Here is a 25,110-nt window from a genome sequence, read left to right on the forward strand (position 1 = left end):
GTCCTCCCAGTCGGTGTTTAATGGAACCGGCCCGTTTGGGCCGGTTCGTATTGAGTTTAGATTAGGCTTCGCCTTTCCACCAGCGGCGGGGTTCGACGTTTTCTGGCAGCATGTCTGCCGGGATCTCACGCGCGATGTCGTAGATCTCTTGATAGGTGTCGATGCCACCGGCCCAGTTGTTCAGCCGCTCGCGCCACTGCGCCCAAGGCTCTGGGTTGTAGTTGGGGGCACACATTTCTTCAGCCAGCTTGATCTGGTCATCCGGCAGGAAGGCCGGGCGTACGCCGTTTTCGGCGAAGATCGTGTTGGGCAGTTGCGGATCCGAGAACCCAACGGTGTTCAGAAGCGCCGCTTCGTTTGCACCTTGGATCAGGGCCTGCGTGAAGTACGAGGACTCCATGACGGCGTCTTGAAGTTCACCGCCCAGGCTGTCGAAGACTTCTGCCGACATCGATGTATGCTCGGTGCCGCAGAAGAACTTGAGGTCCACAGACTGCGAGACCACAGGCGCCATGTTGGCATAGGCCACCGCAGATGCCCATGTTTCCGCACCGTCGATCAAGCCGGTTTTCAGAGCGTCCAGGGTTTCTTCCCAGGCCACCGGAACCGGGTTCAGGTTGAGCAGCTGCATCGCGATCCGGCCCAGCTGAGTTCCTGTGACGCGGTTCTTGGTGCCGAACAGATCTTCCAGCTTGGTCACGGTGGGCTTGTCCGCAAAGTTCGAGCCCATCTGCAGGCCGCGCAGTTCACAATGTGTGAACAGAAACTTCAGTCCGTGACGCTTTTCAAGCGGCTCACGCAGGATGCGCTGGCTCGCCGGGTGATAGAAGAAGTAATACTGCGCCGCGCGGCTCGGGAACATATAGGCATAGTCCAGAACGTTCAGATAAGGCGCGCCACCGGCCGAGTTTTGGGTCGAGGCAGCATAGATATCGACAATCCCCTGCTGAGTCTTTTCGACGCAGCTCAACTGACCGCAGATCTGGTTGTCACCGATGAACTCGATCCGAATCTCACCGTCGGTGCGTTCTTCCAAGTCACGGGCAAATTCGATCGCGCCCGCGCGTTCGATCAACAGGTTGCGCGTGTTGAAACCCGAGGCACCGAACTTCAGTGTGAACTTCGGCTCTTTCGAAAAGCGTTTTTCGTAAGTTGATTCAGCTGCTTGCGCCAGATTTGCCAGGCTCATCGCGCCGCCAAATCCACCCGCAGCCAGCAGCGTCGAGCTCATTCCATATCGACCTGCAACCCTAAAAAAGTCGCGACGCGATATCCCTTTTAGGTTCTCCGAAACTTTCATGTGCACCTCCTCCTGCGCAGAAAATGAAATTTATGAGACTTGCAGTATCATTTTTAGTCAGTTATTCCCAATGAGGCAAGCGAAAGTTGTTCTGGATCAAGTCAAAATCCAAGGGAGGAACAAAAGATGCAGTCAAATCAAGCTGATTACATTGTCGTCGGTGGGGGCTCGGCTGGCTGTGTTTTGGCGAATCGCCTCAGCAAAGACCCGGCGAACAAGGTTGTCTTGATCGAGGCCGGTCCGCGTGACTGGAACCCCTGGATCCACGTCCCAGTGGGCTATTTCAAAACCATGCACAATCCGACCGTGGATTGGTGCTATCGCACGGAACCCGATCCGGGATTGAATGGCCGGTCCATCGATTGGCCGCGCGGCAAGGTGCTTGGTGGCTCGTCTTCGCTAAACGGTCTTCTCTATGTGCGCGGACAGGCCGAGGACTATGACCGCTGGCGTCAGATGGGCAATGAAGGCTGGGGCTGGGATGACGTTCTGCCCCTGTTCAAGCGTTCGGAACAGCAGGAGCGTGGCGCGGACGAGTTCCACGGCACCGAGGGTGAGTTGTCGGTATCGAACATGCGCCTGCAACGCCCGATCTGTGACGCCTGGGTCGCCGCCGCGCAGACGGCAGGCTATCCGTTCAACCCCGACTATAATGGCAAGGCGCAGGAAGGTGTGGGCTATTTCCAGCTGACCACGCGCAATGGCCGCCGGTGCAGCTCTGCCGTGGCTTTCCTGAACCCGGCACGCAAGCGTCCGAACCTCAACATCATCACCAATGCGCAGGTCAAACGCGTGAACGTGGCCGACGGACGCGCGACCGGTGTGACCTATCTGGATAAGGCAGGGCACGAGCATACAGTGACCAGCAATCGCGAGGTCATCTTGTCTTCGGGCGCACTTGGATCGCCGCATATCCTGATGCTGTCGGGTATTGGCGAAGCCGAGCACCTCAAGGAAAACGGCATTGACGTAGTGGCCGACATGCCCGCGGTCGGAAAGAATATGCAGGATCACCTGCAGGCCCGTCTTGTATTCAAATGTAACGAACCCACGCTGAACGACGAAGTACGCAGCCTGTTCAATCAGGCCAAGATCGCCGCGAAATACGCCATGTTCCGTGCGGGCCCGATGACCATGGCCGCCAGCCTTGCGGTGGGTTTCATGAAGACCGGCCCGCATGTGGATACGCCCGATATTCAGTTCCACGTTCAACCCTGGTCGGCCGACAGCCCGGGCGAAGGGGTTCACCCGTTCTCGGCCTTTACCATGTCGGTCTGCCAGCTGCGCCCCGAAAGCCGTGGCGAATTGCGACTGGATGGAAGCGACCCGCGCAAACATGTGAAAATCCACCCCAACTACCTGTCGACAGAGCTGGATTGCCGCACTGTGGTCGAAGGGGTGAAGATCGCGCGTAAGATCGCCCGCTGCGATCCGTTGGCCTCGAAGATCTCGGAAGAATTCCGTCCAACCAAAGATCTGGATATGGACGATTACGAGGGCACACTGGATTGGGCGCGGAACTATTCCTCATCGATCTATCACCCGACCGGAACCTGCAAGATGGGTGAGGGTGAGAACACGGTGGTCGACAGCCGTCTGCGTGTGCATGGCATTCGCGGCCTGCGCGTGGCCGATTGCTCGATCATGCCCGAGATTGTCAGCGGCAATACCAACGCCCCCGCCATCATGATTGGCGAAAAGGCCAGCGATATGATCCTGGAAGACCGCGCGCGGGCTTCCTGAACCCTTTAGATTACCCAACGACCTCAGGGGCAGTAAGGCCCCGCGAACTCCCTCCGAGCGTTATGCGACCGCTCTTGGATATTGAAAGGACAGTAGCCATGAAGATGACCACAGAAGAAGCGTTTGTGAAGGTTTTGCAGATGCACGGGATTGACAATGCCTTCGGGATTATTGGTTCCGCGATGATGCCGATCTCGGATTTGTTTCCTGCGGCTGGGATCAAGTTTTTTGACTGTGCGCATGAATGTAATGCGGGGATGATGGCGGATGGGTTTACCCGCGCATCGGGTCGGATGTCGATGATGGTGGCGCAGAACGGCCCCGGCATCACCTCGCTGGTCACCCCGATCAAGACCGCCTATTGGAACCACACGCCTTTGTTGATCGTCACCCCGCAGGCGGCCAACAAGACCATGGGTCAGGGCGGTTTCCAGGAGGTCGAGCAGATGGCTCTGCTGGAAGACATGGTCGCCTATCAGGAAGAGGTCCGCGATCCCTCGCGCATGGCCGAAGTTCTGAACCGGGTGATCCTGCAGGCCAAACGCGCCAGCGCGCCGGCCCAGATCAACATCCCGCGCGACTACTGGACCCAGGTGATCGATATCGAGCTGCCCGCGGTTGTCGAGTTTGAACGCCCCTCGGGCGGTGAACAGGCTGTGGCCGAGGCGGCCAAGCTGCTGTCCGAGGCGAAATTCCCCGTCATCCTGAACGGCGCGGGCGTGGTTCTGGGCGATGCGATTGGCGACTCGATGGCGCTGGCCGAACGTCTGGATGCCCCGGTCTGCGTGGGCTATCAGCACAATGACGCCTTCCCCGGCTCGCACCCTCTGTTTGCCGGTCCGCTGGGTTATAACGGCTCGAAAGCGGGGATGGAGCTGATCTCGAAAGCCGATGTCGTTCTGGCGCTTGGCACCCGTCTGAACCCGTTCTCGACCCTGCCGGGTTACGGGATCGATTACTGGCCCAAGGATGCCAAGATCATCCAGGTGGACATCAACCCCGACCGCATCGGCCTGACCAAGCCGGTCAGCGTGGGCATCGTGGGCGACGCCAAGAAAGTGGCGCAGGGCATCCTGGCACAGCTGGCTGACGGTGCTGGCGACGCGGGCCGGACCGAGCGCAAGGACACCATCGCCAAGACCAAATCGGCCTGGGCGCAGGAACTGACCTCGATGGATCACGAGGATGACGATCCGGGCACCACCTGGAACGAGCGTGCCCGGGGCCGCGAGCCGGAAAAGATGTCTCCGCGCATGGCGTGGCGGGCGATTCAGGCGGCGCTGCCGAAAGAGGCGATCATCTCGTCCGATATCGGCAACAACTGCGCCATCGGTAACGCCTATCCTTCTTTCGAAGAAGGCCGCAAATACCTGGCGCCGGGCCTGTTTGGCCCCTGTGGCTATGGCTTCCCGGCGATCTGCGGGGCGAAAGTGGCCTGCCCGGACACGCCGGTTGTGGGATTTGCCGGTGACGGCGCCTTTGGCATCTCGATGAACGAGATGGTCTCGGTCAACCGCGACGACTGGCCCGCGATCACCATGGTGATCTTCCGCAACTATCAGTGGGGCGCGGAAAAGCGCAACACGACGCTGTGGTTTGACGACAACTTCGTGGGCACCGAACTGTCGACCGAGGTCAGCTATGCCGGCATCGCCCGCGCCTGCGGCGTCGAAGGCATCGCGGTGTCGTCGATGGCGGAACTGACCGACGAGCTGAACAAGGCGGTCAAGCGCCAGATGGAAGAGGGCAAAACCACCTTCATCGAAGTGCTGCTGAACCAGGAACTGGGCGAACCCTTCCGCCGCGACGCCATGAAAAAACCCGTCGCCGTCGCAGGCATCAGCAAAGACGACATGCGCACACAGGTCGGGGCATAGCCCCGTGGAAGCTCTGCGCGCCATTCTGGGGTCGGCTGCGACTTCTGACAAGATCATCGCTCTTTCCGAGGGCGATGATCCACGCGTTGTCAAAGGTGCCGTTCTTGCCGCCAAAGAAGGGCTGGGCAAAACCATTCTGGTGGGCGATCAGGCCAAGGTTAAGGCCCTGCTGGATACCCATGAAGGATATGATTCAGACCGGATCACCATCCACGACCCAGTTACATCGCCGCTGCGGTCCGAGCTTGCAGAGCTTCTGGTTGAGCTGCGCAAACACAAGGGCATGACCCTTGAGGTGGCGCAGGAGCAAGTCACCAACCGATTGGTCTATGCCGCGCTTCTGGTGCGGCATGGAGTTGCGGATGGCACCGTTGGTGGTGCGGTGGAAACCACATCTGACACAGTGCGCACGGCGTTGCAGATCATCGGCACCGCGCCGGGTGCAAAAATGGTGTCGTCATTCTTTCTGATGCTGTTCTGCCAGGATCATCACCCGGTCAAAGGCGCTTATATCTTTGCTGATTGTGGCCTGGTCGTGGATCCCAGCGCAAATGAAATGGCCGAAATCGCGCGCGCCTCGGCCCATTCCTACACGGCCTTGACCGGCGATACCGCCCGGGTTGCGATGCTGTCTTTCTCGACCATGGGCAGCGCGAAACATCCCGAGGTGGAAAAGGTCGTCGAAGCGACAAAAATCGCCCGCGCGGCGGACCCATCGCTGCTGATTGACGGTGAAATGCAGTTCGACGCGGCCTTTGTACCCGAAGTTGCCGCGAAAAAGGCACCGGATTCGCCGGTCAGCGGCCAGGCGAATGTGTTCGTCTTCCCAAATCTGAATGCCGGTAACCTCGGCTACAAGATCGCGCAACGGATCGGTGGGGCCGAGGCCATTGGGCCCGTCCTGCAAGGGCTTGCCAAGCCTGCAAACGATCTGTCGCGAGGCTGCTCTGCCGAGGATGTCCTGCACATGATTGCGGTGACCATCGTTCAGGCGCAGCAATTGAATTCAGGAAATTAGCCTAGAGCCTTAGAATAACAGACAACAAGCATTCCGGTTTTCCGCAATTTATGGGAATAATTGGGTCACAAGCGACAGGGGCACATATGAACCAGCCAGTAATTGACACCTCTCCCAAAGTTTCCGACGAGGTTCGCAAGACGACCTGCTACATGTGCGCATGCCGCTGTGGCATCAACGTCCACATGAAAGACGGAAAGGTTGCCTATATCGAAGGCAACCGGGACCATCCGGTCAACAAAGGTGTGCTGTGCGCCAAAGGCAGCGCCGGGATCATGCAGGTCAACGCCCCGTCCCGCCTGCGTAAACCGCTGCGCCGGGTCGGCCCTCGCGGATCGGGCGAGTTCCGCGAGATCGAGTGGGACGAAGCCATCAGCACCGCTGTTGGCTGGATGCATGAACTGCACGAAACCGCACCGCAAAAGCTGGCCTTTTTCACCGGTCGTGACCAAAGCCAAAGCTTCACCAGCTTCTGGGCGCAAAATTTCGGCACCCCGAACTATGCGGCCCATGGTGGCTTCTGCTCGGTCAACATGGCCGCGGGTGGCATCTATACGATGGGCGGCGCGTTTTGGGAGTTTGGTCAGCCTGATTGGGACCACACCAAACTGTTCATGCTGTTCGGCGTGGCCGAAGACCACGACAGCAACCCGATCAAGATGGGCATCGGCAAAATCAAGGCGCGTGGTGCGCGGGTGATCGGGGTGAACCCTATCCGCTCGGGCTATAACGCTGTGGCTGATGACTGGGTCGGTATCACGCCCGGCACGGACGGGTTGTTCATCCTGTCTCTGATCCATGTGCTGATGAAGGCGGGCAAGATCGAACTCGACTATCTCAGCCGCTACACCAACGCTCCGGTTCTGGTGAATGCCGCAGAAGGGCCGGAAAAGGGTCTGTTCCTGCGCGATGCAGACGGCAAACCGCTGGTGATCGACCGCGCCACCGGCGAACCGACCGCGTTCGACAAACCCGGTGTGCGCCCCGACCTGTCGGCAACCTACGACAAAGACGGTGTCACCCACCGCCCAGTTTTCCATCTGATGGCCGAGAAATACCTCAGCGACGAGCACGCACCCGAAGCTGTGGCCGAGCGCTGTGGCATCCCTGCCGAGCGCATCCGCGCCATCGCTGCCGAAATCGCTCGCGTCGCCTTTGACGAAGCCATCGAACTGGACCATGAATGGACAGATTTCCGCGGTGAAAAACACAGCAAGATGATCGGGCGTCCTGTCAGCTTCCACTCGATGCGCGGCGTGTCGGCCCATGCCAACGGATTCCAGACCTGCCGCGCTCTGCATGTGTTGCAAATCCTGTTGGGCTCGGTCGAAGTGCCCGGCGGCTTCCGCTTCAAACCGCCCTATCCCAAACCGGTCGAAGCGCACCCCACCCCGCATGGAGACCGCCGTCCCGGCCGCCCGCTGAACGGGCCGCATCTGGGCTTCCCACGCGGTCCCGATGATCTGTTGCTGGACGACGACAACAACCCAATTCGCATCGACAAGGCCTTCACCTGGGAAAACCCGATGTCTGCCCACGGGCTGATGCATATGGTGATCTCGAATGCGGCGGCTGGTGATCCCTACAAGATCGACACGCTGTTCATGTATATGGCGAACATGTCGTGGAACTCGTCCATGAATACCAAGGGCGTGATGGAGATGCTGACCGCCAAGGATGATGACGGTAATTATATAATCCCGAACATCATCTACTCGGATGCGTATTCGTCGGAAATGGTCGCCTATGCCGACCTGATCCTGCCTGACACCACCTATCTCGAACGGCATGACTGCATCTCGCTGCTCGATCGTCCGATCTGCGAAGCCGACGCGGCTGCTGACGCCATCCGTTGGCCGGTGATCGAACCCGACCGCGACGTGCGCGGGTTCCAATCGGTGCTGATCGAACTGGCCAACCGGATGAGCCTGCCCGGCTTTGTCGACGAAGACGGCAACCCGAAATGGAAAGATTACGCCGACTATATCGTCAACCATGAACGCCGCGCGGGCATCGGCCCGCTGGCAGGGTTCCGGGGTGAAAACGGCGACAAGGAAGGCCGGGGCGAGGTCAATCCCGACCAACTCGACCGCTATATCGAAAATGGCGGCTTCTACGTGGCCCATATCCCTGAAGGTGCGGATTACTACAAACCCTGGAACACAGCCTATCAGGATTGGGCTGTGGGTATGGGCATCTATGACAGCCCGCAGCCCTATCTGTTCCAGCTTTACTCTGAGCCGATGCGCAAATTCCAGCTGGCCGCCGAGGGTCATGGCGACCGCCAGCCCCCCGAACATCTGCGCCAGCGGATCAAAGACAAGATGGACCCGCTGCCGATCTGGTATGAAACCGACCAGCAGGGCAACGAAGGCTTCACGGTCAACGCGCTGACCCAACGCCCGATGGCGATGTATCACAGCTGGGGCACCCAGAACGCCTGGCTGCGGCAACTGCACGGACGCAACCCGCTTTATGTGCCGACCAAACTGATGCGCGAACACGGGTTGAAAGATGGCGACTGGGCCAAAGTGACCTCACCGCATGGTGAAATCACTGTCCCGGTCATGGAGATGGCGGCGCTGAACGACAACACAGTCTGGACCTGGAACGCCATCGGCAAGCGCAAAGGCGCCTGGGCTCTGCAAGAAGACGCGCCCGAGGCCACCAAGGGCTTCCTGCTGAACCATCTGATCCACGAGCTTCTGCCGTCCAAGGGCGATGGCATGCGCTGGGCCAATTCCGACCCGATCACCGGCCAGGCCGCCTGGTTCGACCTCAAGGTCAAAATCGAAAAGGCTGCTGCTCCGGCGGATGTGGAAAGCCAACCCGAATTTGGCCCGATCAAGTCCCCGGTCGGTACTGGGCCCAAGGATCTGGCTTGGAAGGTGGGCAAATGACCCTGATCTGCCTTTCTCCTGTTCAAAAAACCTCGGGGAGCGCGAGGGCCTGGCCCCTCGCTCCGGCCCCGCTCACCATAGCGGAGACTTCCTGACATGACCCAACTTCCCCAATCTACCGAACGCAAGATGGGTCTGGTCATCGACCTGGACACCTGCGTCGGCTGCCATGCTTGCGTGATTTCCTGCAAAGGCTGGAACACTGAAAACTACGGCGCGCCTCTGTCGGATCAGGATGCCTATGGCGGGAACCCGTCAGGCACCTTCCTCAACCGTGTGCATTCCTACGAGGTGCAGCCCGCCGACGGTCATGCCCAACTGATCCACTTCCCCAAATCCTGCCTGCATTGCGAGGACGCGCCCTGCGTCACCGTCTGCCCCACCGGGGCCAGTTACAAGCGGGTCGAGGACGGGATCGTTCTGGTCAATGAAAGCGACTGCATCGGCTGTGGCCTCTGCGCTTGGTCCTGCCCGTATGGTGCACGCGAACTGGACATGGCCGAAGGGGTGATGAAGAAATGCACCCTCTGTGTCGACCGAATCTACAACGAAAACCTGCCCGAGGTCGACCGAGTGCCGTCTTGCGTGCGCACCTGCCCCGCGGGCGCGCGCCACTTTGGTGATCTGGGCGATCCCGACAGCGATGTCAGCAAGCTGGTGGCTGAACGGGACGGTATGGACCTGATGCCCGAGATGGGCACCAAACCGGTCAACAAATACCTGCCGCCACGCCCCAAGGACACGGTTGAAGACCAGATCGACATCCTGGCCCCGCTTCTTGCGCCCGTCGCGGAAGAACCCAAAGGCTTCCTGGGCTGGCTCGACAAGACGCTGGAGAAAATCTGATGCATCCCGCACCTTCCGTTATCATCTTCACCACCCTGTCTGGTCTGGGCTTTGGTCTGCTGTTCTTTCTGGGCCTTGGACAGCCCGCAGTGACCGGCTTTGTCGCTTTTGTCTTCTATGCCATCGCCTATGCGCTGGCGGTGGGTGGCCTTTTGGCCTCGACCTTCCACCTTGGGCATCCGGAGCGCGCGTGGAAAGCGTTCACCCAATGGAAATCCAGCTGGCTCAGCCGCGAAGGGGTGTGCGCCGTGGTCGCTTTGCTGGTTATGGGGCTCTATGCTTTGGGCGCAGTCTTTATGGGCAGCCACTGGTCGCTGCTGGGCTGGATCGGTGCGCTTTTTAGCCTGGCCACCGTCTTTACCACATCGATGATCTATACCCAGCTCAAGACCATCCCACGCTGGAACATGGAGCTGACGCCCGCGATGTTCCTTTCTTTCAGCCTTGCAGGTGGCGCGCTGCTGTCAGGCGCCGAGGCCTTGGCGCCTTGGCTGCTCGCCATTGCCGGCGCCATTCAACTGGCCTATTGGGCAAAGGGTGACGGCGCTTTTGCACGGTCCGGCACCACTCTGGGCACGGCCACCGGCTTGGGCGTACGCGGCGATGTGCGCGCGTTCGAACCGCCGCATACCGGTACCAACTATCTGCTGCGCGAATTTGTGCATGTGGTCGGACGCAAGCACGCCCAGAAGTTGCGCATGATCGCTTTTGCGCTGGCTTTTGTCCTGCCCCTGCTGCTGATCCTGATCCCCGCTTCGGGGGTTGTGATCAAACATTTCCTTGTGCTGCTTGCGGTGGCATCACATCTGGCCGGGGCCATGGTCTCGCGATGGCTGTTCTTCGCGCAGGCCGAGCATGTTGTTGGCCTCTACTACGGGAAACGCTGAAGGGGGCAAGGGGGCTCTGCCCCCGCCGCGGCAAGCCGCGCCTCCCCCCGGGATATTTTGGGCCAGATGAGGTTTGGATCCTGCCAATGAAAAAGGGCGGCGCTCGGGATCGAGGCCGCCCTAACCTGTTGGATCAGATGGATTCAGATCAACCCTGCATGCGACATCGCGGCATCAATAGCCGCTTTGGTGCTGTCTTCCAGCTCGGTCAGAGGGGAACGGACTTCGGTACTGCACAGACCCAGTTTGCTGAGCGCGTATTTGGCGCCGACCAAGCCGGGTTCGATAAAGATCGCTTCGTGCAGAGGCATCAGTTTGTCCTGATAGGCCAGCGCTTTGGCATAATCGCCATCGAGCGTGGCCTGCTGGAATTCGGCGCAGAGTTTCGGGGCCACGTTGGCCGTGACCGAGATACAGCCGACGCCGCCATGGGCGTTGAAGCCCAACGCCGTGGCGTCTTCACCTGACAACTGGCAGAAATCAGGACCACACGTGGCGCGCTGCTGGCTGACGCGGGCCAGATCGCCAGTGGCATCCTTGACGCCGACGATGCGCGGCAGCTTTGCCAATTCACCCATCGTCGCCGGCGTCATGTCGATAACCGAGCGTCCGGGGATGTTGTAAATGATGATCGGAATATCCGCGCAGTCATGCAGCGCCTGAAAATGCGCGATCAGGCCTTTCTGCGTCGGCTTATTGTAATAGGGCGTCACGACGAGGGCCGCAGCAGCACCCGCCTTTTGCGCGAACTGAACGAATCGTATCGCTTCAACAGTGTTGTTCGACCCTGCCCCGGCGATCACCGGAACCCGGCCTGCTGCGGCCTTCACGACCTCGGCGATCACGGTCTCATGCTCATCATGGCTGAGCGTTGGGCTCTCTCCGGTGGTGCCAACAGGAACCAGCCCGGTCGAGCCTTCTTGAATCTGCCATTCCACCAAGTGTTTGAGCGTGTCCAGGTCCAACTCGCCGTTGCTGAACGGGGTGACGAGGGCTGGCATCGAGCCTTTGAACATGGGTCGCGCTCCTTGAGGTGCGGGTTGCAAAATTACGTCTATGCCGCCGCTGGTCTTGCCATTGTGAGTTGATCCCGGCGGCGCAAGGTCTATCCTGAATGGCTCTATCCTTGGTTGGTTAGGAAATGCAAGGGATGACACGCTTTCTGGCCGTTTTGACGGCAGTGATTATGTTGGCAACCACGCTGTCCCAGCCCGCGCGCGCGGATGCGGTGGGGGATTTGCGGGCCGGGCTGTCCGAGATGCGCAAGGGGGACTGGAACGCCGCCCTGCGCGTTTCAGGCAAACGCGGATCGGTTTCGCGTGACATTATTGTCTGGCATTGGCTGCGCGAAGGGTTTGGCAGCTCGGGCGATGTGTTGGTCTTTCTGGAGCGCCGCCCGGATTGGCCCGGGCTGGCCTGGCTGCGCCGGAAAAGCGAACCGGCCTTTACCAATGGCGATCCTGACCGCGTAATCGCATTCTATGCAGACACCCCACCACAAACGGCGGAAGGCGCGCTGAACTATGCGGTGGCGTTGCTGGCCAAGGGCCGACGCGGCGATGCCGAAGCCGATATCGTTACCGCGTGGCGGACCATGCCCATGGGGGCCGGTTTGCAAAAGAACTATATCGAGAATTTCAGCACGCTCTTGAAACCGCATCACGAGGCGCGCCTGGACCGGATGTTGTGGGATAACCACTTGGTCAGCGCGGGGCAGATGTTGCCCTTGGTCAGTTCCGATCAGCGCAAACTGGCCGAGGCCCGGATTGCCTTGCAGAAACGGCAGCCCGGTGTTGATGGCAAGGTCGCGGCGGTTCCGAAAGCTCTGAAATCCGCTCCGGGCCTGGCGTTTGACCGTTTTGTCTGGCGCGATCGGAAAGAGCTGGATGACAGCGCCATTGATCTGATGCTGGCGCGCTCCACAGGGCCGCAAGCACTGGGCGAGCCGGACAAATGGGCCGAGGGTCGGCGTCGTTTGGCCCGCCTGGAGATGCGGAGTGGCAAGTACAGTCGTGCCTATAAGGTCGCCGCCAATCACCACATGACCCCGGAAATGGGTTATGCCTATGCGGATCTGGAATGGCTGGCCGGGTTCCTGGCACTACGGCGGTTGAATGACCCGGCGACAGCAGTGCGACATTTCCAGAATTTTTCGGATGCGGTAGCTTCACCGATCTCGAAAGGTCGGGGTGGGTATTGGCTGGGCCGTGCCTATGCCGCACAGGGCGATGCGGAAAAGGCCTATGACGCCTATGCGATGGGAGCGGACTATCAGACGTCGTTTTACGGCCTTCTGGCGGCCGAGGAGATCGGACGCCCCTTTGATCCGGCACTGGCCAACCCACGCCGTGCACCGCACTGGAAACAGGCCAAGTTCGCCGATTCCAGCGTGTTGGAGGCCGGTCTGCTGCTGCAACGGGCCGGAGAGGACAATCTGGCAGAGCGGTTTCTGACCCATCTGGTTGAAGAGCTTGACCAGATCTCAGCCGAGCAGCTTGGCGACGTGGCGTTGGAACTCAAAGAACCACATTTGGCGGTGATGATTGCCAAGCGCGCGGCACGGACGGGCATTGTTCTGCCCGCAGCCTATTATCCTGTTCACCCTGTGGCCGATCTGGGCCTGCCGATGGCCGAGGAAATGACGCTGGCCATTGCGCGACGCGAAAGCGAGTTTGATCCTGTTGTGATCAGCGGTGCGGGCGCGCGGGGGTTGATGCAAGTCATGCCAGCCACAGCCAAGCTGGTCGCGGGTGAGTTGGGCATCCTCAGCCGTCACAAAACCGGGCGATTGACCTCGGATTGGGAATACAATGCCAAGCTCGGGGCGAATTATCTGGCCAGCCTTGCTGCAGATTTCAACGGGAACGTTGTCATGATGGCCGCCGGTTACAACGCCGGCCCGCGACGTCCGATCTCGTGGATGCAGCGCTTTGGTGACCCGCGTGCGGGTGCGGTGGATATCGTCGACTGGATCGAGTTCATTCCGTTCTCGGAAACCCGAAACTATGTCATGCGAGTGGCCGAAAGCCTGCCGGTCTATCGCGCGCGTCTGGGTAAACCTGCCTTGCCCGTTCCCTTTTCGCAGGAACTGACCGGCTCAACCTTGGCGGCGTTCGCGCCATAGGGTGAAAAGACCAGCGGCGATGACCAAAGCTGCGCCTGCGATCACTGCCGGGCGCAGCACTTCGTGGAAGATGGTGATCCCCAGAATTGCGCTCCAGAGCAGGTGAAAGTAGGCAAAAGGTTGAACAGCGCTGGCTTCGGCCATGTCATAGCATTTGATCAGCAGCCAATGCCCCAGAACGCCCAACACGCTTAACAGCCCCATCCACAGCCAATCTGCGGGGACCATCGGCTCCCAAAACCATAGGCCTATCGCGGTCATGGCGATGGCTCCGGCGATGCCGGTCCAGAACAGGCTGGTGGCGGTGCTGTCCCGGCGCGCTGCATAGCGGGTCAGAAGGCCATAGACGGCAAACATCAAGGCCGAGATCAGGGGGATCACCGCCCAGGGGTTAAAGACACCCATGCCGGGTTGAAGGATGATCAGAACGCCAACGCAACCGACACCAATCGCGGCCCACCGCCGCCAGCCGACTTTTTCACCCAATATGGGCCCGCTCAGCGCGGCGACCAAAAGCGGATAGCAGATGAACACCGCCTGGCTTTCGATCAGCCCCAATATGGTAAAGGCATAGACCGCCACACAGACCTCACCCGCCAGCAACACACCCCGCGTGATTTGCAAACCCAGCTGTCTGGTGCTGGCGGTGGCACGCAGCCCGCCCTGGCGGCGCATGGCCAATGCAATGACAAAAGCCGCAAAGAACCAATAGCGGATCATCACCACCATGTAGGTGTTATACGCCCCGGCCAGGTGGCGCGAGATACCGTCTTGCAGAGCAAAAACAATGGTTGCCCCGATCATAAGGGCGATACCGGCGCTGACGTTATTTTGCTGCGTCATGGCTTGACCGCCCGGGTCATGTGCCGTTTGCGCCCATAACCCGGGCTGCGCGTAACGGCAAAGCCTGCATCCTGTAATCCCCGGCGCACAAACCCCGCTGCTGTATAGGTGGCCGCCGTCCCTTTGGCCCGCGTGTGATCATAGACCTGCTGCATAAGGTCTTCGCCCCAAAGCTCGGGGTTCTTGGCTGGGGAAAATCCATCCAGAAACCATGCATCGGCCTGACCGGACCAGCTTGGCAATTGCTGCCGTGCGTCGCCGTCGATGACCCTGAGCCTGAGCGTTCCCAGATCGCAGGACCCGCCCTGCCATGCGTCCAGAAACCTTGCGCTCCAGCGCTGCAATTCGGGAAAGGACTGTAATGCGCGGGCCATGTCGACCGGGGCCATCGGGAAGGCCTCGAAACTGGTGAAGTGCAAGGCACCGGTCTGGCCCGAGCTCTCCCACGCCGACCAGGCGGTCAGCATGTTCAATCCGGTGCCAAAGCCCAGTTCGGCAATATGGAAACCGGGTTCAAAACGCGCTGGCAGATCATTGCCCGCCAGAAAGACGTGCCGCGTTTCCTCTAACCCGTTCTGCAACGAGAAATAGGGGTCGTCGAACCGATCCGATACGGGGATCCGATCCTCTTTCCACGACAATTCGGCATGCTGGTCTGCCATCGGGTAATCCTGTAGCTAAGCGGCGCGACACTGAACAAGGAAAAGGGGTTTGGCAATGGTCGATGTGACGGTGCGGGGCGCGGGTATCTTTGGCCTGTCCATCGCCTGGACCTGTGCCCGGGGCGGGGCCCGGGTTCGAGTGGTCGACCCCTTTGGCCCGGGCGCGGGCTCCAGTGGCGGTCTAGTCGGCGCTTTGGCCCCGCATGTGCCCGAGAACTGGAACGCCAAGAAAGCCTTTCAGTTCGAAAGCCTGATCATGGCCGAATCCTTCTGGCAGCAGGTCGAAGAGACAGGCGGTGTCTCGGCCGGCTACGGGCGTCTTGGGCGGCTTCAACCGATTGCGGATGCGCGCGCGCTTGGGCGGGCGCGGGCACGAGCCGAAACCGCCGCAACCCTGTGGCAGGGCAAGGCCGATTGGCGCGTGGTTGCGGCAGAGGATTTGGGCGCGTGGTCGCCACCCAGCCCGACGGGATATATAATTCTCGATACGTTGTCGGCCCGCATGCACCCGCGCCGTGCCTGCGCTGCGCTGGTTGCGGCGTTGACCGTGATGGGGGTTGAGGTGGTGGCCGAGGCCCCTGATGCCGGGCACATCATCCACGCCACTGGCCTTGCCGGGTTGCAAGAGCTGAGCCAGCATTTTGGCAAGACGGTCGGCAACGGGGTCAAAGGTCAGGCGGCGCTTTTGCGCTTTGACGCCGGGTGCGTGCCGCAGATCTTTGCCGACGCGATCCATTTTGTGCCTCATGCGGACGGCAGTTTGGCCATCGGATCAACCTCAGAGCGTGACTATGACGACCCGCAAAGCACCGATGACGCGCTGGACACGGTCATCGAACGCGCCACGCAGGCGGTTCCGCTGCTGCACGGGGCCGAGGTCATCGAGCGTTGGGCGGGAGTACGCCCGCGCAGCAAAAGCCGCGCCCCGATGCTGGGTGCACACCCTTTGTATCCCGGTCAGTTCATCGCAAATGGCGGTTTCAAGATCGGGTTTGGCATGGCCCCCAAGGTGGCCGAGGTGATGGCGCATCTGGTTCTGGACGGCAAAGATGTGATCCCCGAGGATTTCCGACCCGAAGCCTCACTCTGATTGCGCGATGGCCAACATGCACTGCCGCCCATCCGGGCCACGCACCCAGAACTCATCCCCGTTTCGACACAAGGTCGCGGACTGAAAATGCATAAGCGGTGACGAGGCGCGAAACAGAAACTGCGTCAGCGGCCCCATCAACTCGGTCGCAAACAGCATCAGATGCTGCGCCAATAGCGGGCCATGCACGACCAGACCCCCATAGCCTTCAACATCCTTTGCATAATCGGCGTCATAGTGAATGCGGTGACCGTTGAATGTCAGCGCCGAATAGCGAAAGAGCAGCGTTGTACTGAACTCGACCTGCCGACTGTCTGTCTCGTCCGTTCGCGCAACAGGCGGTTCGGGCGCGGTACCCAAGGCATCTTCGCGGTAGACCAGATCCTGCCATTCGGTGACACGTACCGCGCCCGCCTGCCAGATGGCATGGCGCAGGATCACGAACCCCAGGCGGCCCGAGCGACCCATCTTGGTTTCGGTGCTGTCGACGAACGAACGCCGCTCGGCCGGAACGCCCGCCAAAAGGGGGGCGTGAAACTGCAATCGACCGCCCGCCCACATCCGCCGTGGTAAGCCCATGTCGGGGATCATCCCCTCGCCCACGCGGGGATGCCCATCCCGACCCAGCCGATGCGGTGGCTGTGGAGACCAGAAATACAGCTGGTGGAAAAAGGGCGGCAACGGCGTGCCCTCGGCAACCGTAACCTCCAGCCCAAGCGCGGCCTGCAATGCAGCGGCGCGGGCCGGGTCCATCACGTCATGCTGAATTTCACTGTGTTCAGACTGCGTCATGACCGCAGCCTAGGCCCCATGAGGCGACGCGGCAAGCGTGGATCAGAAACCAGCCTCGGTGCGCAGTTTTTGCATCAATGTCTGCAACGCGTTTTCATATCGCTCGCTGGACAAACGCCCCTGGTCATCAAATTCGTTGGAACTGTCGGCCAGATGAATCTCGGGGCCCTGAAGGATACGGGGCTGGAACGGTACCATATAGGACCGCAGAACCATTTGCGCCCGTTCCCCTCCGGCGCGCCCAGCCGCAGCGGACATGACCGCAACCGGCTTGTCTGCCCAGGGCCGCCCTTTGGTGCGGCTGACCCAATCCAACGCATTCTTCAGCACACCTGACGGGCCCTTGTTGTATTCCGGGGTCGAGATAATCACCGCATCCGCCTGCGCAATCTGGTCTGCAAGCACTTGAACCTTCTCGGGTACACCCTCGCCTTCTTCGAGGTCACCATCATAGAGCGGCAAATTCAGATCAGCCTCGATATAGGTGCCCGGATTGAACAGCCGCGCCGCCTCGCGCAGCAGTTTGCGATTTGTGGCGTTCTGGCGCAGCGAGCCCGACAGGGACAGCAAGGTCGGTTCAGACATTCAGAAAATCTCCATCCTTTGGGTCAGACCCAATTTATCCGTCTTGGCACAGAACCATAGTGCTGCCAGCGCGCAGTCAATGTGCAAAAGCAAAGGGCCGCAGATTGCGGCCCCGGAAACGCGTTTTCGGCTGCTGTTTAGGCGTTCGGCACGACCACAATTTCGACGCGACGGTTCTGCGCCTTGCCTTCCGGGGTCAGGTTGGACGCAATCGGGTTGTTTTCACCCTGACCCACGGTGGTTATCCGCGAAAAGCTGACGCCATTGGCCTGCAAAATATCAGCCACGGCGTTGGCACGGCGCTCGGACAGAACAAAGTTGTAAGACGCGTCGCCGTCACTGTCGGTATGGCCGATGATCTGAACGTTCGAGTTGGGATAGTTGACCAGATTCTGCCCCACCTTCACCAGATCCGCGCGCAAAGCCGGGCGTACCGTGGCACTGTCAGTATCAAAGGTGATGTCATTGGGCACGGTCACGATCAGCCGGTCGCCAGCATTGACGATGGTGATCCCGTCATTGGCCAGCTGCTGACGCAGCTCAGCTGCCTGTCGGTCCAGTTGGTTGCCGATCAGACCACCGCCCGCAGCGCCTATGGCCCCACCGGCCAAAGCGCCCAACAGCGGATCAGAGTCATTGGCGATTGCACCAACCCCCGCCCCGATCAAGCCGCCCAAAACTGCCCCTTGCTTGGCGTTCTGGTTCGGATCACCCGGGGCCGTCAACGTGCCCGGGTCGGTACAGGCTGCCAGAAAAAGGGTCGAACACAGACCTGCTGTCAAAATACTCTTGGAAATCGCCATGGTGCACCTTCTGCTCCTGAACCCGTTTTTTCGGGTTTGCTTCGTTGCAGAACGTATAACACGCCTGATGTAACACGGCTCAAGCAACAATTGCTTGAGATCGGCGAAACATTGCCCGTCAGGCCGCACCAGTGATCTGATCCTCCCGATCCTGTTCCTGCCAGATATTGCGCAAAGCCTGGCCCTGACCACAGAAATACGCGTCGATCAGTGTACAGCCCCAAACCCGATCCGTCCGAAAATGCCGAAATCCATTGCGCAATTCGCACCATCCCGCCAGCAAGGTGCATTCAATGTGATAGATCAGTGCCACCGGGCGCACGACCCGCTGCGTGCGTTCACCTTCTGCGTTGACATAGGTCAGCTGCAACTTTTGCTCAGCGCGGATAGCCTCACGATAGGTCGCAATCGTCACGCATCCCTTTGCCGGATCATCCAGCGGAGCGCCCCAGGTCGCAACCTGAAGCCAGTCCGCAGGGTCCCGTAAAGCCTCGATCTTGCGGCAAACGCGATCGGCGGCCTGTTGGAGCGTGCTGTCACCGGTGCGCGCCAGCATCGACAGACCGACCCACAGCGCCTCAACCTCTTCAGCATCAAAATTCAGCGGCGGCAGATCGTATCCCCGCCGCATCAGATATCCCACACCGGCCTCGCCTTCGATTGGCGTCCGCTGCGCCTGAAGCGCTGCGATGTCACGATAGACAGTCCGCACTGACACTTCGAGCTTTTCTGCCAATGCCTCGGCGGTAACAGGCCGGTCTGCGGCGCGCAAAATCTGAATGATTTCAAATAGTCGGGTCGAACGGCGCATATCGATCTCCTTACAGACTGCTGACAGTCTAGCACACCCCCATGACAGGGGGGTGTCAGCAGTGATGCGGCAATCTTTGTTCAAATACAAAGAGGAGACCGCTTATGCCGAGCCGCGACAATCATGTGATGATGACATTGAAACTGGACCGCTGGGCGCAGGATCACGCCCTGCGCGCATACGAGGTAGAGCGGGAATTGGTCGCCGCCCGCCAACGCCTTTCGCACCGACCGCAACAGCGCCGATGGCGCCTGTCGCTGGGGAACCTCAAGATGCTATGGGGTCACTAAAATCAGAACGGCGCAGAAGCGCGGAATTTCATCGCAATCCCGCCTTCCGGGTTCTTCAGACGCAGTTCCTCGGAATGCAGCATCAAGCGTGGGAACGCTCTGGCGGGGCCTTCCGCATAGAACGGATCGCCCAAAATGGGATGCCCGAGCGCCAGCATATGGACGCGCAGCTGATGCGACCGCCCGGTCTTGGGAAACAAGCGCACGCGCGTTGACTCAGGCTCATATTTCGCCACACGCCAATCGGTCACAGCTGTTTTGCCTCTCTCTTGGCACACCATCTGGCGTGGCCGGTTTGGCCAGTCCACGATCAACGGCAGATCAACCGTGCCTGCCTTTGGTTCTAAACGCCCCCAGACCCGTGCCACATAGGTCTTGCGGGTCTGCCGGTTCTCAAACTGCAGTCCCAGATGCCGCTGCGCATGCGGGGTCTGAGCAAAGACCATCACGCCCGACGTGTCGCGATCCAGACGATGTACCAACAAGGACTGCGGAAATGCCGCTTGCACACGCGTCAGCAAACAATCCGCCAGATGTGCGCCACGCCCCGGCACCGACAGCAAGCCAGAGGGCTTGTTGATAACGATCAGCTGGGCATCTTCATGCAACACGTCCAGAGGTGTCTGAGGAGGATCATAGGGCTCGTTCATGCGCGCCTGCCTAACCCAGGCAGCTTCCTCCCGCAACGTCGTCCTTGTCTGCAGGCGCGGGTTCAGCAACTCTGTCACCAACCAAAGGGAGAGACACATGCACCCGACCATCGTCCGTATGCAAGAGGTCGTCGCCAAGGGGGACGAAGCCCTGATCCATGCTCTTTTGGCCGAGGATGTCAGGTTTTCACCGCCCACCTATTACAGCACATGGACGGGCCGCGCACCGGTGGCCGCCGTCTTGGGCCATGTGGGTCAGGTGTTTTCCGACTTCCGCTATCGCCGGATCATGGGGGACGGCCTGGATTGGGCGCTGGAATTTCAGTGCAAGGTCGGTGCATTGGATGCCGTTGGTGTCGACCTGATCACACTGAACGACGACGGTTTGATCCAAGAGTTTGAAGTGGTCATGCGTCCCTACAAAACGATTGGCGCCCTGCGCGAGGCGATGATGGCGCGGGTCATGAAAGACGCGCGCTTTCTCAAGTTCAAGGACGCTCTAAGCTGATCATGCCGGGCCCAATTGCCGCCGATCAGATCTTGCGCCTTCCGCTGCTACCCGTTCTGCTGGCTCAGGCTCTCTATGTGCGCCGGAATGCCTCCTTACTGCCCGAACCTACTGGAATGCGATCTGGCCGCGCGGGCCGCGGTCCACGTTTGCGCCTACTTGTCGCAGGGGACAGTTCCGCTGCAGGCGTCGGAGCCGGTACTCAGGCGCAGGCACTCTCTGGGCAGTTGGTTGCGGCGCTTGCGCCCCGCTATACGGTTGAATGGAGGGTCGAGGCGACCACGGGCCACACAACCCAGGACACGCTGGCGCGGTTACAAGCCCTTGATCACGCGTTCGACGTGGCCGTTACGGCCCTGGGTGTGAACGATGTGACCCGTGCTGTCTCACACCGAGAATTCGAGCGCAATCAGACGCGGCTGCTGGCGCATTTGACCCAGACGATGACCGTACGACGCGTTATTGTCACCGGCGTCCCACAGATGCAGCGCTTTCCCGCCCTGCCGCAGCCTTTGGCTTGGGTGCTGGGAAAACAGGCTGCGCGGCTGGATCGCGGCTTGAAAACTGCCATCGCCAAGTTTCCCCAAGCCTGCCACCTGCAGCTGGATCTACCCGAGGATCCATCACTCGCAGCACCTGATGGTTACCACCCTAGCCCCAGAGCCTACCACTTGTGGGCACAACAGGTCGCGCATCTCATTCAGGTTTGAGCCCGCATTTGCCGGATCATCGGGATGGAATAGACCAGCAAGCCCGCCCAGATCAGCGGAAAGGCAATCATCCGTCCCAGATCGATCTTCTCGCCAAACAGGGTAATCGCAGTAATGAAAATCATCGTCGGCGCGATGTACTGAAGAATACCAATGGTGGACAACCGCACCAGCTTGGCTCCGTTTGCGTAAACAAGCAAAGGCACTGCCGTCACGATACCGGCCGCGGCCAGCAACAGCGTGTCATTTGCACTTGCCCCGAAATGACTCTCGCCTTGCAGGGTCAACCAACTCACATAGGCCAATGCCGGGATCAGAAGGATCAGAACCTCCAGCAAAAAGCCCTGATTTGGGCCGATCGGCAAGGAACGTTTGAAAAAAGCATAAAAACCCCAGCTCAACATCATTCCCAAGGCGGCCCAGGGCAGCGTTCCGGCCTCGACGATCAGAACCAGAACACCCAGCGCCGCAAGGCCCACTGCAATCACCTGCGTCCGGTTCAGAGTTTCTCCCAAAAGCACCGCGCCAAGTGCGATACTGAACAAGGGGTTGATGTAATATCCAAGCGCTGCGTCCAATGCATGCCCGCTGGTGACAGCCCAGACATAGATTGCCCAGTTCACCGAGATGAGCGCCGCCGTAAGGCACGCCATCGCCAACATCCTCGGATTAACCAGCGCCGCTTTCAGATCTTTGGTGCGTCCCAAAAGGATAAGCAACATACCTGCCACCGGCACCGACCAGATGATCCGATGCGCCACAACCTCGTAGGGCCCGACATGAGACAGTGCTTTCATATACAGAGGTAAAAAGCCCCAAAGCACATACGCTGTCACCGCAAGAGCCAAGCCTTTTGGTGTATCGGCGTTTTGTGGCTGCGTCGCAGCGTCGACCATTGCAGATCTCCGATTGATATAACCTGTCTTTAGGCAATCGACGCCTGTTTGAAAACTGCGGAAACCGTGAAGACACGCTTCACAAATCCTGATCAATTCCAGGAAGGGCAGGACAGAAGCTCGATCTTTTGCGAGGCTCTGCCTCGCGCTCCGAGGTATTTGGAAACAAAAGAAATATGGATCCCCTGCTTCTTCTGTTTATAAATACCTCGGGGGAGTCGCGGACTACCGCGACGGGGGCAGAGCCCCCGCCACCGGGTCAAAGTTTCACACGTTCTGATTTTGGGTCGTACATCGGCCGCAATGACGCTTCGGCCTGCACCTTCACACCACAAACATCGATCTCATAACCTGAGGCAAGGACATCCGCCGCTGACTCTCCTTCGCAAGGGACATAGCCCAGCCCCACAGCAGCGCCCAGTGTGTGACCGTAATTTCCCGAACTCAGGTAGCCGACATACTCCCCGTCGCGCAGAATCGGTTCGTTGTGGAACAAGAGTGGTTCTGCATCGGTCAGTTTGAACTGAACAAGACGGCTCTTGGGCCCGCGTTCCTTGCGTGCAATCACCGCGTCCCGACCAATAAAATCACAACCTTTATCCACCTTGACCGCAAAGCCCAGCCCGGCATCCACAACGTGATCTTCACATGTGATGTCATGGCCAAAATGGCGAAAGCCTTTCTCGATCCGGCAGCTGTCCATCATGTGCATCCCGCACAGCTTCAGCCCCATGTCCTGCCCTGCCTCATGCAAGGTTTCAAAGACATGTCCCGCCATATCGGATGAGACATAGATTTCCCAGCCAAGTTCGCCCACATAGGTCACGCGATGGGCGCGGGCCAGACCCAGGCCAATCTCTATTTCCTGCGCGGTGCCAAACGGGTTGGATGCGTTCGTGAAATCGTTGGGCGACACTTTCTCAAGCAGCGCCCGGGCGTTTGGCCCCATGACCGCCAGTACACCTTCACCCGCCGTGACATCCGTGATGACAACGTTGAAGCCATCGGAATGGCGCCGCATCCAGATTTGATCCGCCAGCCGGGTCGCTGCGGGGGTGACCACCAGATAAGCGATCTCGGACAAGCGCGTGACCGTGACATCCGCCTCAACCCCGCCGGTGCGATTGAGGAACTGGGTGTAGACGATCTTGCCGATGGGCACCGAGTAGTCACCACCGCCGATATAGTTCATGAACTTTTCAGCGTCCGGTCCTTCGACACGGATTTTACCAAAGGACGACATGTCGTACATGCCCACATTCTCGCGCACGGCCCTGTGCTCGGCTGCCGAGTTCTCAAACCAGTTCTGGCGTTTCCAGCTGTAGCTATAGGCGCGCTCCTGCCCCTCATCGGCAAACCAGTTGGCCCGTTCCCAACCCGCCAGCTCACCCATGACCGCGCCATGGTCCAGCAAATGTTGATGGAAGGGTGTGCGCCGCACACCCCGCGCCGTTGCTTTCTGGCGATAGGGGAAGTGATCGGCGTAGAGCAGGCCCAGCGTCTCTTTGGACCGCTCGTACAGATACTTTTTGTTGCCCTGAAACGGTTGCATCCGGCTGATATCAACATCGCCCAGATCAAACGGCTTTTCGCCCGTGTCCATCCATTCCGCCAGCGCCATACCGGCGCCGCCTGCGGATTGGATTCCGATCGAGTTGAACCCGGCGGCAACCCAGACATTGTCCATCTCGGGCGCCAGACCCAGATGATACGCATCATCGGGGGTAAAGCTTTCGGGGCCGTTGAAGAAGGTGTGGATCCCAGCTTCGGCCAATATCGGCATCCGTTCGCAGGCCGCTTCCAGGATCGGTTCGAAATGGTCGAAATCTTCGGGCAGTTGGTCGAACTCGAAACTGTCCGGGATCCCGTTTGCAGCCCAGGGTTTGGCATCGGGCTCAAATGCGCCCAGCAGGATTTTACCGGCATCTTCTTTGTAATATGCGCATTCATCCGGCACGCGCAGGACCGGCAATTGGGTCAGGCCATCGATATTTTCAGTGACGATGTAGAAATGCTCACAGGCGTGAAGCGGCACGTTGACACCCGCCATGCGGCCAACTTCATGCCCCCACATGCCCGCGCAGTTGACCACCATATCGCATTCGATATGGCCCGAGGCGCTGCCGTCATCGGCAACCCAATCCACCCCGGTCACCCTGCGCGCTTGTTTGACGACCTCTGCGACCTTGACGCGTTCCTTCACCACCGCGCCCCGCTGCCGTGCACCTTTGGCCAGCGCCAGGGCGATATTTGCCGGATCCCCCTGCCCGTCCAGTGGCAGATAAACCGCGCCCTTGACCCCATCGAGATTGAGGTGCGGATAAAGCTCTTGCACGCGTTCGTTCGATATCTCCTCGACCTCGACACCAAAGGCGCGGGCCATGGCGGCCTGACGATAAATCTCTTCCTTGCGCTCTTCGGTCAGGGCCACGGTGATCGAACCCACACGTTTGAAACCCGTCGCAACACCGGTTTCTTCCTCGAGCGAGCCGTAAAGTTCCTGGCTGTATTTCGCCAGTTTGGTCATGTTCGCCGTCGCGCGCAGTTGCGCTATCAGCCCTGCTGCATGCCAGGTTGTCCCGCTGGTCAGTTGCTTACGCTCGAGAAGAACGACGTCTGTCCAGCCCTTCTTAGTCAGGTGATAGGCGACCGAACATCCGATGACGCCACCACCGATGATGACCACGCGGGCCTTAGCGGGAAGATCGACCATCCTGAACACTCCACATCAATTGGTTTTTGCCAATCTGCCACGGATAGGCGTCATAAAATCCA

22 protein-coding genes are annotated in these 25,110 nt (G+C 59.7%); 11 read left to right on the forward strand and 11 right to left on the reverse strand.

The features are described 5' to 3' along the window. Positions 1–61: 61 nt before the first annotated feature. On the reverse strand, positions 62–1,300 hold the full coding sequence (locus tag GOW40_RS06970) for a TRAP transporter substrate-binding protein (RefSeq protein WP_171132903.1): 1,239 nt from the start codon (positions 1,298–1,300) through the stop codon (positions 62–64). A gap of 126 nt (positions 1,301–1,426) precedes the next feature. On the opposite strand from GOW40_RS06970, the gene GOW40_RS06975 reads away from it, so the two are divergent. The 6 genes from GOW40_RS06975 (at position 1,427) to GOW40_RS07000 (ending at position 10,571) form a co-directional block, all read left to right on the forward strand. Next, complete coding sequence (locus GOW40_RS06975) at positions 1,427–3,043, forward strand: GMC family oxidoreductase (RefSeq protein WP_171132904.1); 1,617 nt, start codon at positions 1,427–1,429, stop codon at positions 3,041–3,043. Positions 3,044–3,141: 98 nt separating this feature from the next. After that, positions 3,142–4,920 (forward strand): sulfoacetaldehyde acetyltransferase, encoded by a 1,779-nt coding sequence (gene xsc / locus GOW40_RS06980; RefSeq protein WP_171230915.1) that lies wholly within the window; start codon positions 3,142–3,144, stop codon positions 4,918–4,920. Between the two features lie 4 nt (positions 4,921–4,924). Next, positions 4,925–5,938, forward strand: coding sequence for a phosphate acetyltransferase (pta, locus tag GOW40_RS06985; protein ID WP_171132297.1), 1,014 nt, complete (start codon positions 4,925–4,927; stop codon positions 5,936–5,938). An 86-nt stretch (positions 5,939–6,024) separates the two neighbouring features. Beyond that, the gene (locus GOW40_RS06990) at positions 6,025–8,838 is read left to right on the forward strand and encodes a molybdopterin oxidoreductase family protein (RefSeq protein ID WP_171132295.1); all 2,814 of its coding nucleotides are present in this window, start codon (positions 6,025–6,027) and stop codon (positions 8,836–8,838) included. 96 nt (positions 8,839–8,934) lie between these two features. Next, positions 8,935–9,684, forward strand: coding sequence for a 4Fe-4S dicluster domain-containing protein (locus GOW40_RS06995; RefSeq protein ID WP_171101267.1), 750 nt, complete (start codon positions 8,935–8,937; stop codon positions 9,682–9,684). After that, entirely contained in the window at positions 9,684–10,571 is an 888-nt protein-coding gene (locus GOW40_RS07000) for a DmsC/YnfH family molybdoenzyme membrane anchor subunit (RefSeq protein ID WP_171132292.1), read from the forward strand. Before GOW40_RS06995 ends, GOW40_RS07000 begins: the two co-directional genes overlap by 1 nt. Positions 10,572–10,714: 143 nt before the next feature. On the opposite strand, the gene dapA is transcribed toward GOW40_RS07000, so the two are convergent. Further along, entirely contained in the window at positions 10,715–11,587 is an 873-nt protein-coding gene (dapA, locus tag GOW40_RS07005) for a 4-hydroxy-tetrahydrodipicolinate synthase (protein WP_171132290.1), read from the reverse strand. 134 nt (positions 11,588–11,721) lie between these two features. Between dapA and GOW40_RS07010 the strand changes: the two genes are divergently transcribed. Beyond that, positions 11,722–13,695, forward strand: a complete 1,974-nt coding sequence (locus GOW40_RS07010; protein WP_171132288.1) for a lytic transglycosylase domain-containing protein — start codon at positions 11,722–11,724, stop codon at positions 13,693–13,695. Here the strand turns inward: GOW40_RS07010 and GOW40_RS07015 are convergent. Both GOW40_RS07015 and mnmD read right to left on the reverse strand, forming a co-directional pair. Then, positions 13,669–14,538 (reverse strand): DMT family transporter, encoded by an 870-nt coding sequence (locus tag GOW40_RS07015; RefSeq protein WP_171132286.1) that lies wholly within the window; start codon positions 14,536–14,538, stop codon positions 13,669–13,671. The two genes, GOW40_RS07010 and GOW40_RS07015, sit on opposite strands and share 27 nt — an antisense overlap. Continuing rightward, entirely contained in the window at positions 14,535–15,200 is a 666-nt protein-coding gene (mnmD, locus tag GOW40_RS07020) for a tRNA (5-methylaminomethyl-2-thiouridine)(34)-methyltransferase MnmD (protein WP_171132284.1), read from the reverse strand. Before mnmD ends, GOW40_RS07015 begins: the two co-directional genes overlap by 4 nt. 55 nt (positions 15,201–15,255) lie before the next feature. Here mnmD and GOW40_RS07025 point away from each other — a divergent pair, with 55 nt between their 5' ends. Next, entirely contained in the window at positions 15,256–16,290 is a 1,035-nt protein-coding gene (locus GOW40_RS07025) for an FAD-binding oxidoreductase (RefSeq protein ID WP_171132282.1), read from the forward strand. Here GOW40_RS07025 and GOW40_RS07030 read toward each other — a convergent pair. The 4 genes from GOW40_RS07030 to GOW40_RS07045 form a co-directional block, all read right to left on the reverse strand. Then, complete coding sequence (locus tag GOW40_RS07030; RefSeq protein ID WP_171132280.1) at positions 16,282–17,082, reverse strand: acyl dehydratase; 801 nt, start codon at positions 17,080–17,082, stop codon at positions 16,282–16,284. The genes GOW40_RS07025 and GOW40_RS07030 overlap by 9 nt on opposite strands. 42 nt (positions 17,083–17,124) lie before the next feature. Continuing rightward, the gene (locus GOW40_RS07035; protein ID WP_171132278.1) at positions 17,125–17,667 is read right to left on the reverse strand and encodes an NADPH-dependent FMN reductase; all 543 of its coding nucleotides are present in this window, start codon (positions 17,665–17,667) and stop codon (positions 17,125–17,127) included. Between the two features lie 137 nt (positions 17,668–17,804). Beyond that, a complete protein-coding gene (locus GOW40_RS07040; protein ID WP_171132276.1) occupies positions 17,805–18,470 on the reverse strand; it encodes an OmpA family protein in 666 nt (221 codons plus the stop codon). A gap of 118 nt (positions 18,471–18,588) precedes the next feature. After that, a complete protein-coding gene (locus GOW40_RS07045; RefSeq protein ID WP_171101286.1) occupies positions 18,589–19,281 on the reverse strand; it encodes a YafY family protein in 693 nt (230 codons plus the stop codon). Between the two features lie 104 nt (positions 19,282–19,385). Here GOW40_RS07045 and GOW40_RS07050 point away from each other — a divergent pair, with 104 nt between their 5' ends. Continuing rightward, a complete protein-coding gene (locus tag GOW40_RS07050; RefSeq protein ID WP_171132274.1) occupies positions 19,386–19,571 on the forward strand; it encodes a hypothetical protein in 186 nt (61 codons plus the stop codon). 2 nt (positions 19,572–19,573) lie between these two features. Here the strand turns inward: GOW40_RS07050 and GOW40_RS07055 are convergent, their stop codons facing one another. Then, on the reverse strand, positions 19,574–20,221 hold the full coding sequence (locus tag GOW40_RS07055; protein ID WP_171132272.1) for an RluA family pseudouridine synthase: 648 nt from the start codon (positions 20,219–20,221) through the stop codon (positions 19,574–19,576). Positions 20,222–20,318: 97 nt separating this feature from the next. On the opposite strand from GOW40_RS07055, the gene GOW40_RS07060 reads away from it, so the two are divergent. After that, positions 20,319–20,729: a nuclear transport factor 2 family protein gene (locus GOW40_RS07060; protein ID WP_171101292.1), complete on the forward strand. Its 411-nt coding sequence runs from the start codon at positions 20,319–20,321 to the stop codon at positions 20,727–20,729. A 2-nt stretch (positions 20,730–20,731) separates the two neighbouring features. Then, a complete protein-coding gene (locus tag GOW40_RS07065) occupies positions 20,732–21,439 on the forward strand; it encodes an SGNH/GDSL hydrolase family protein (protein WP_171132270.1) in 708 nt (235 codons plus the stop codon). Here the strand turns inward: GOW40_RS07065 and rarD are convergent. Next, entirely contained in the window at positions 21,430–22,335 is a 906-nt protein-coding gene (gene rarD / locus GOW40_RS07070) for an EamA family transporter RarD (RefSeq protein ID WP_171132268.1), read from the reverse strand. The two genes, GOW40_RS07065 and rarD, sit on opposite strands and share 10 nt — an antisense overlap. Positions 22,336–22,594: 259 nt before the next feature. After that, on the reverse strand, positions 22,595–25,048 hold the full coding sequence (locus GOW40_RS07075; protein WP_171132266.1) for an FAD-dependent oxidoreductase: 2,454 nt from the start codon (positions 25,046–25,048) through the stop codon (positions 22,595–22,597). Between the last annotated feature and the right edge of the window lie 62 nt (positions 25,049–25,110).

Origin of the sequence: Ruegeria sp. HKCCA6707 (assembly GCF_013033515.1) — a bacterium.
Classification (GTDB): Bacteria; Pseudomonadota; Alphaproteobacteria; order Rhodobacterales; family Rhodobacteraceae; genus Ruegeria.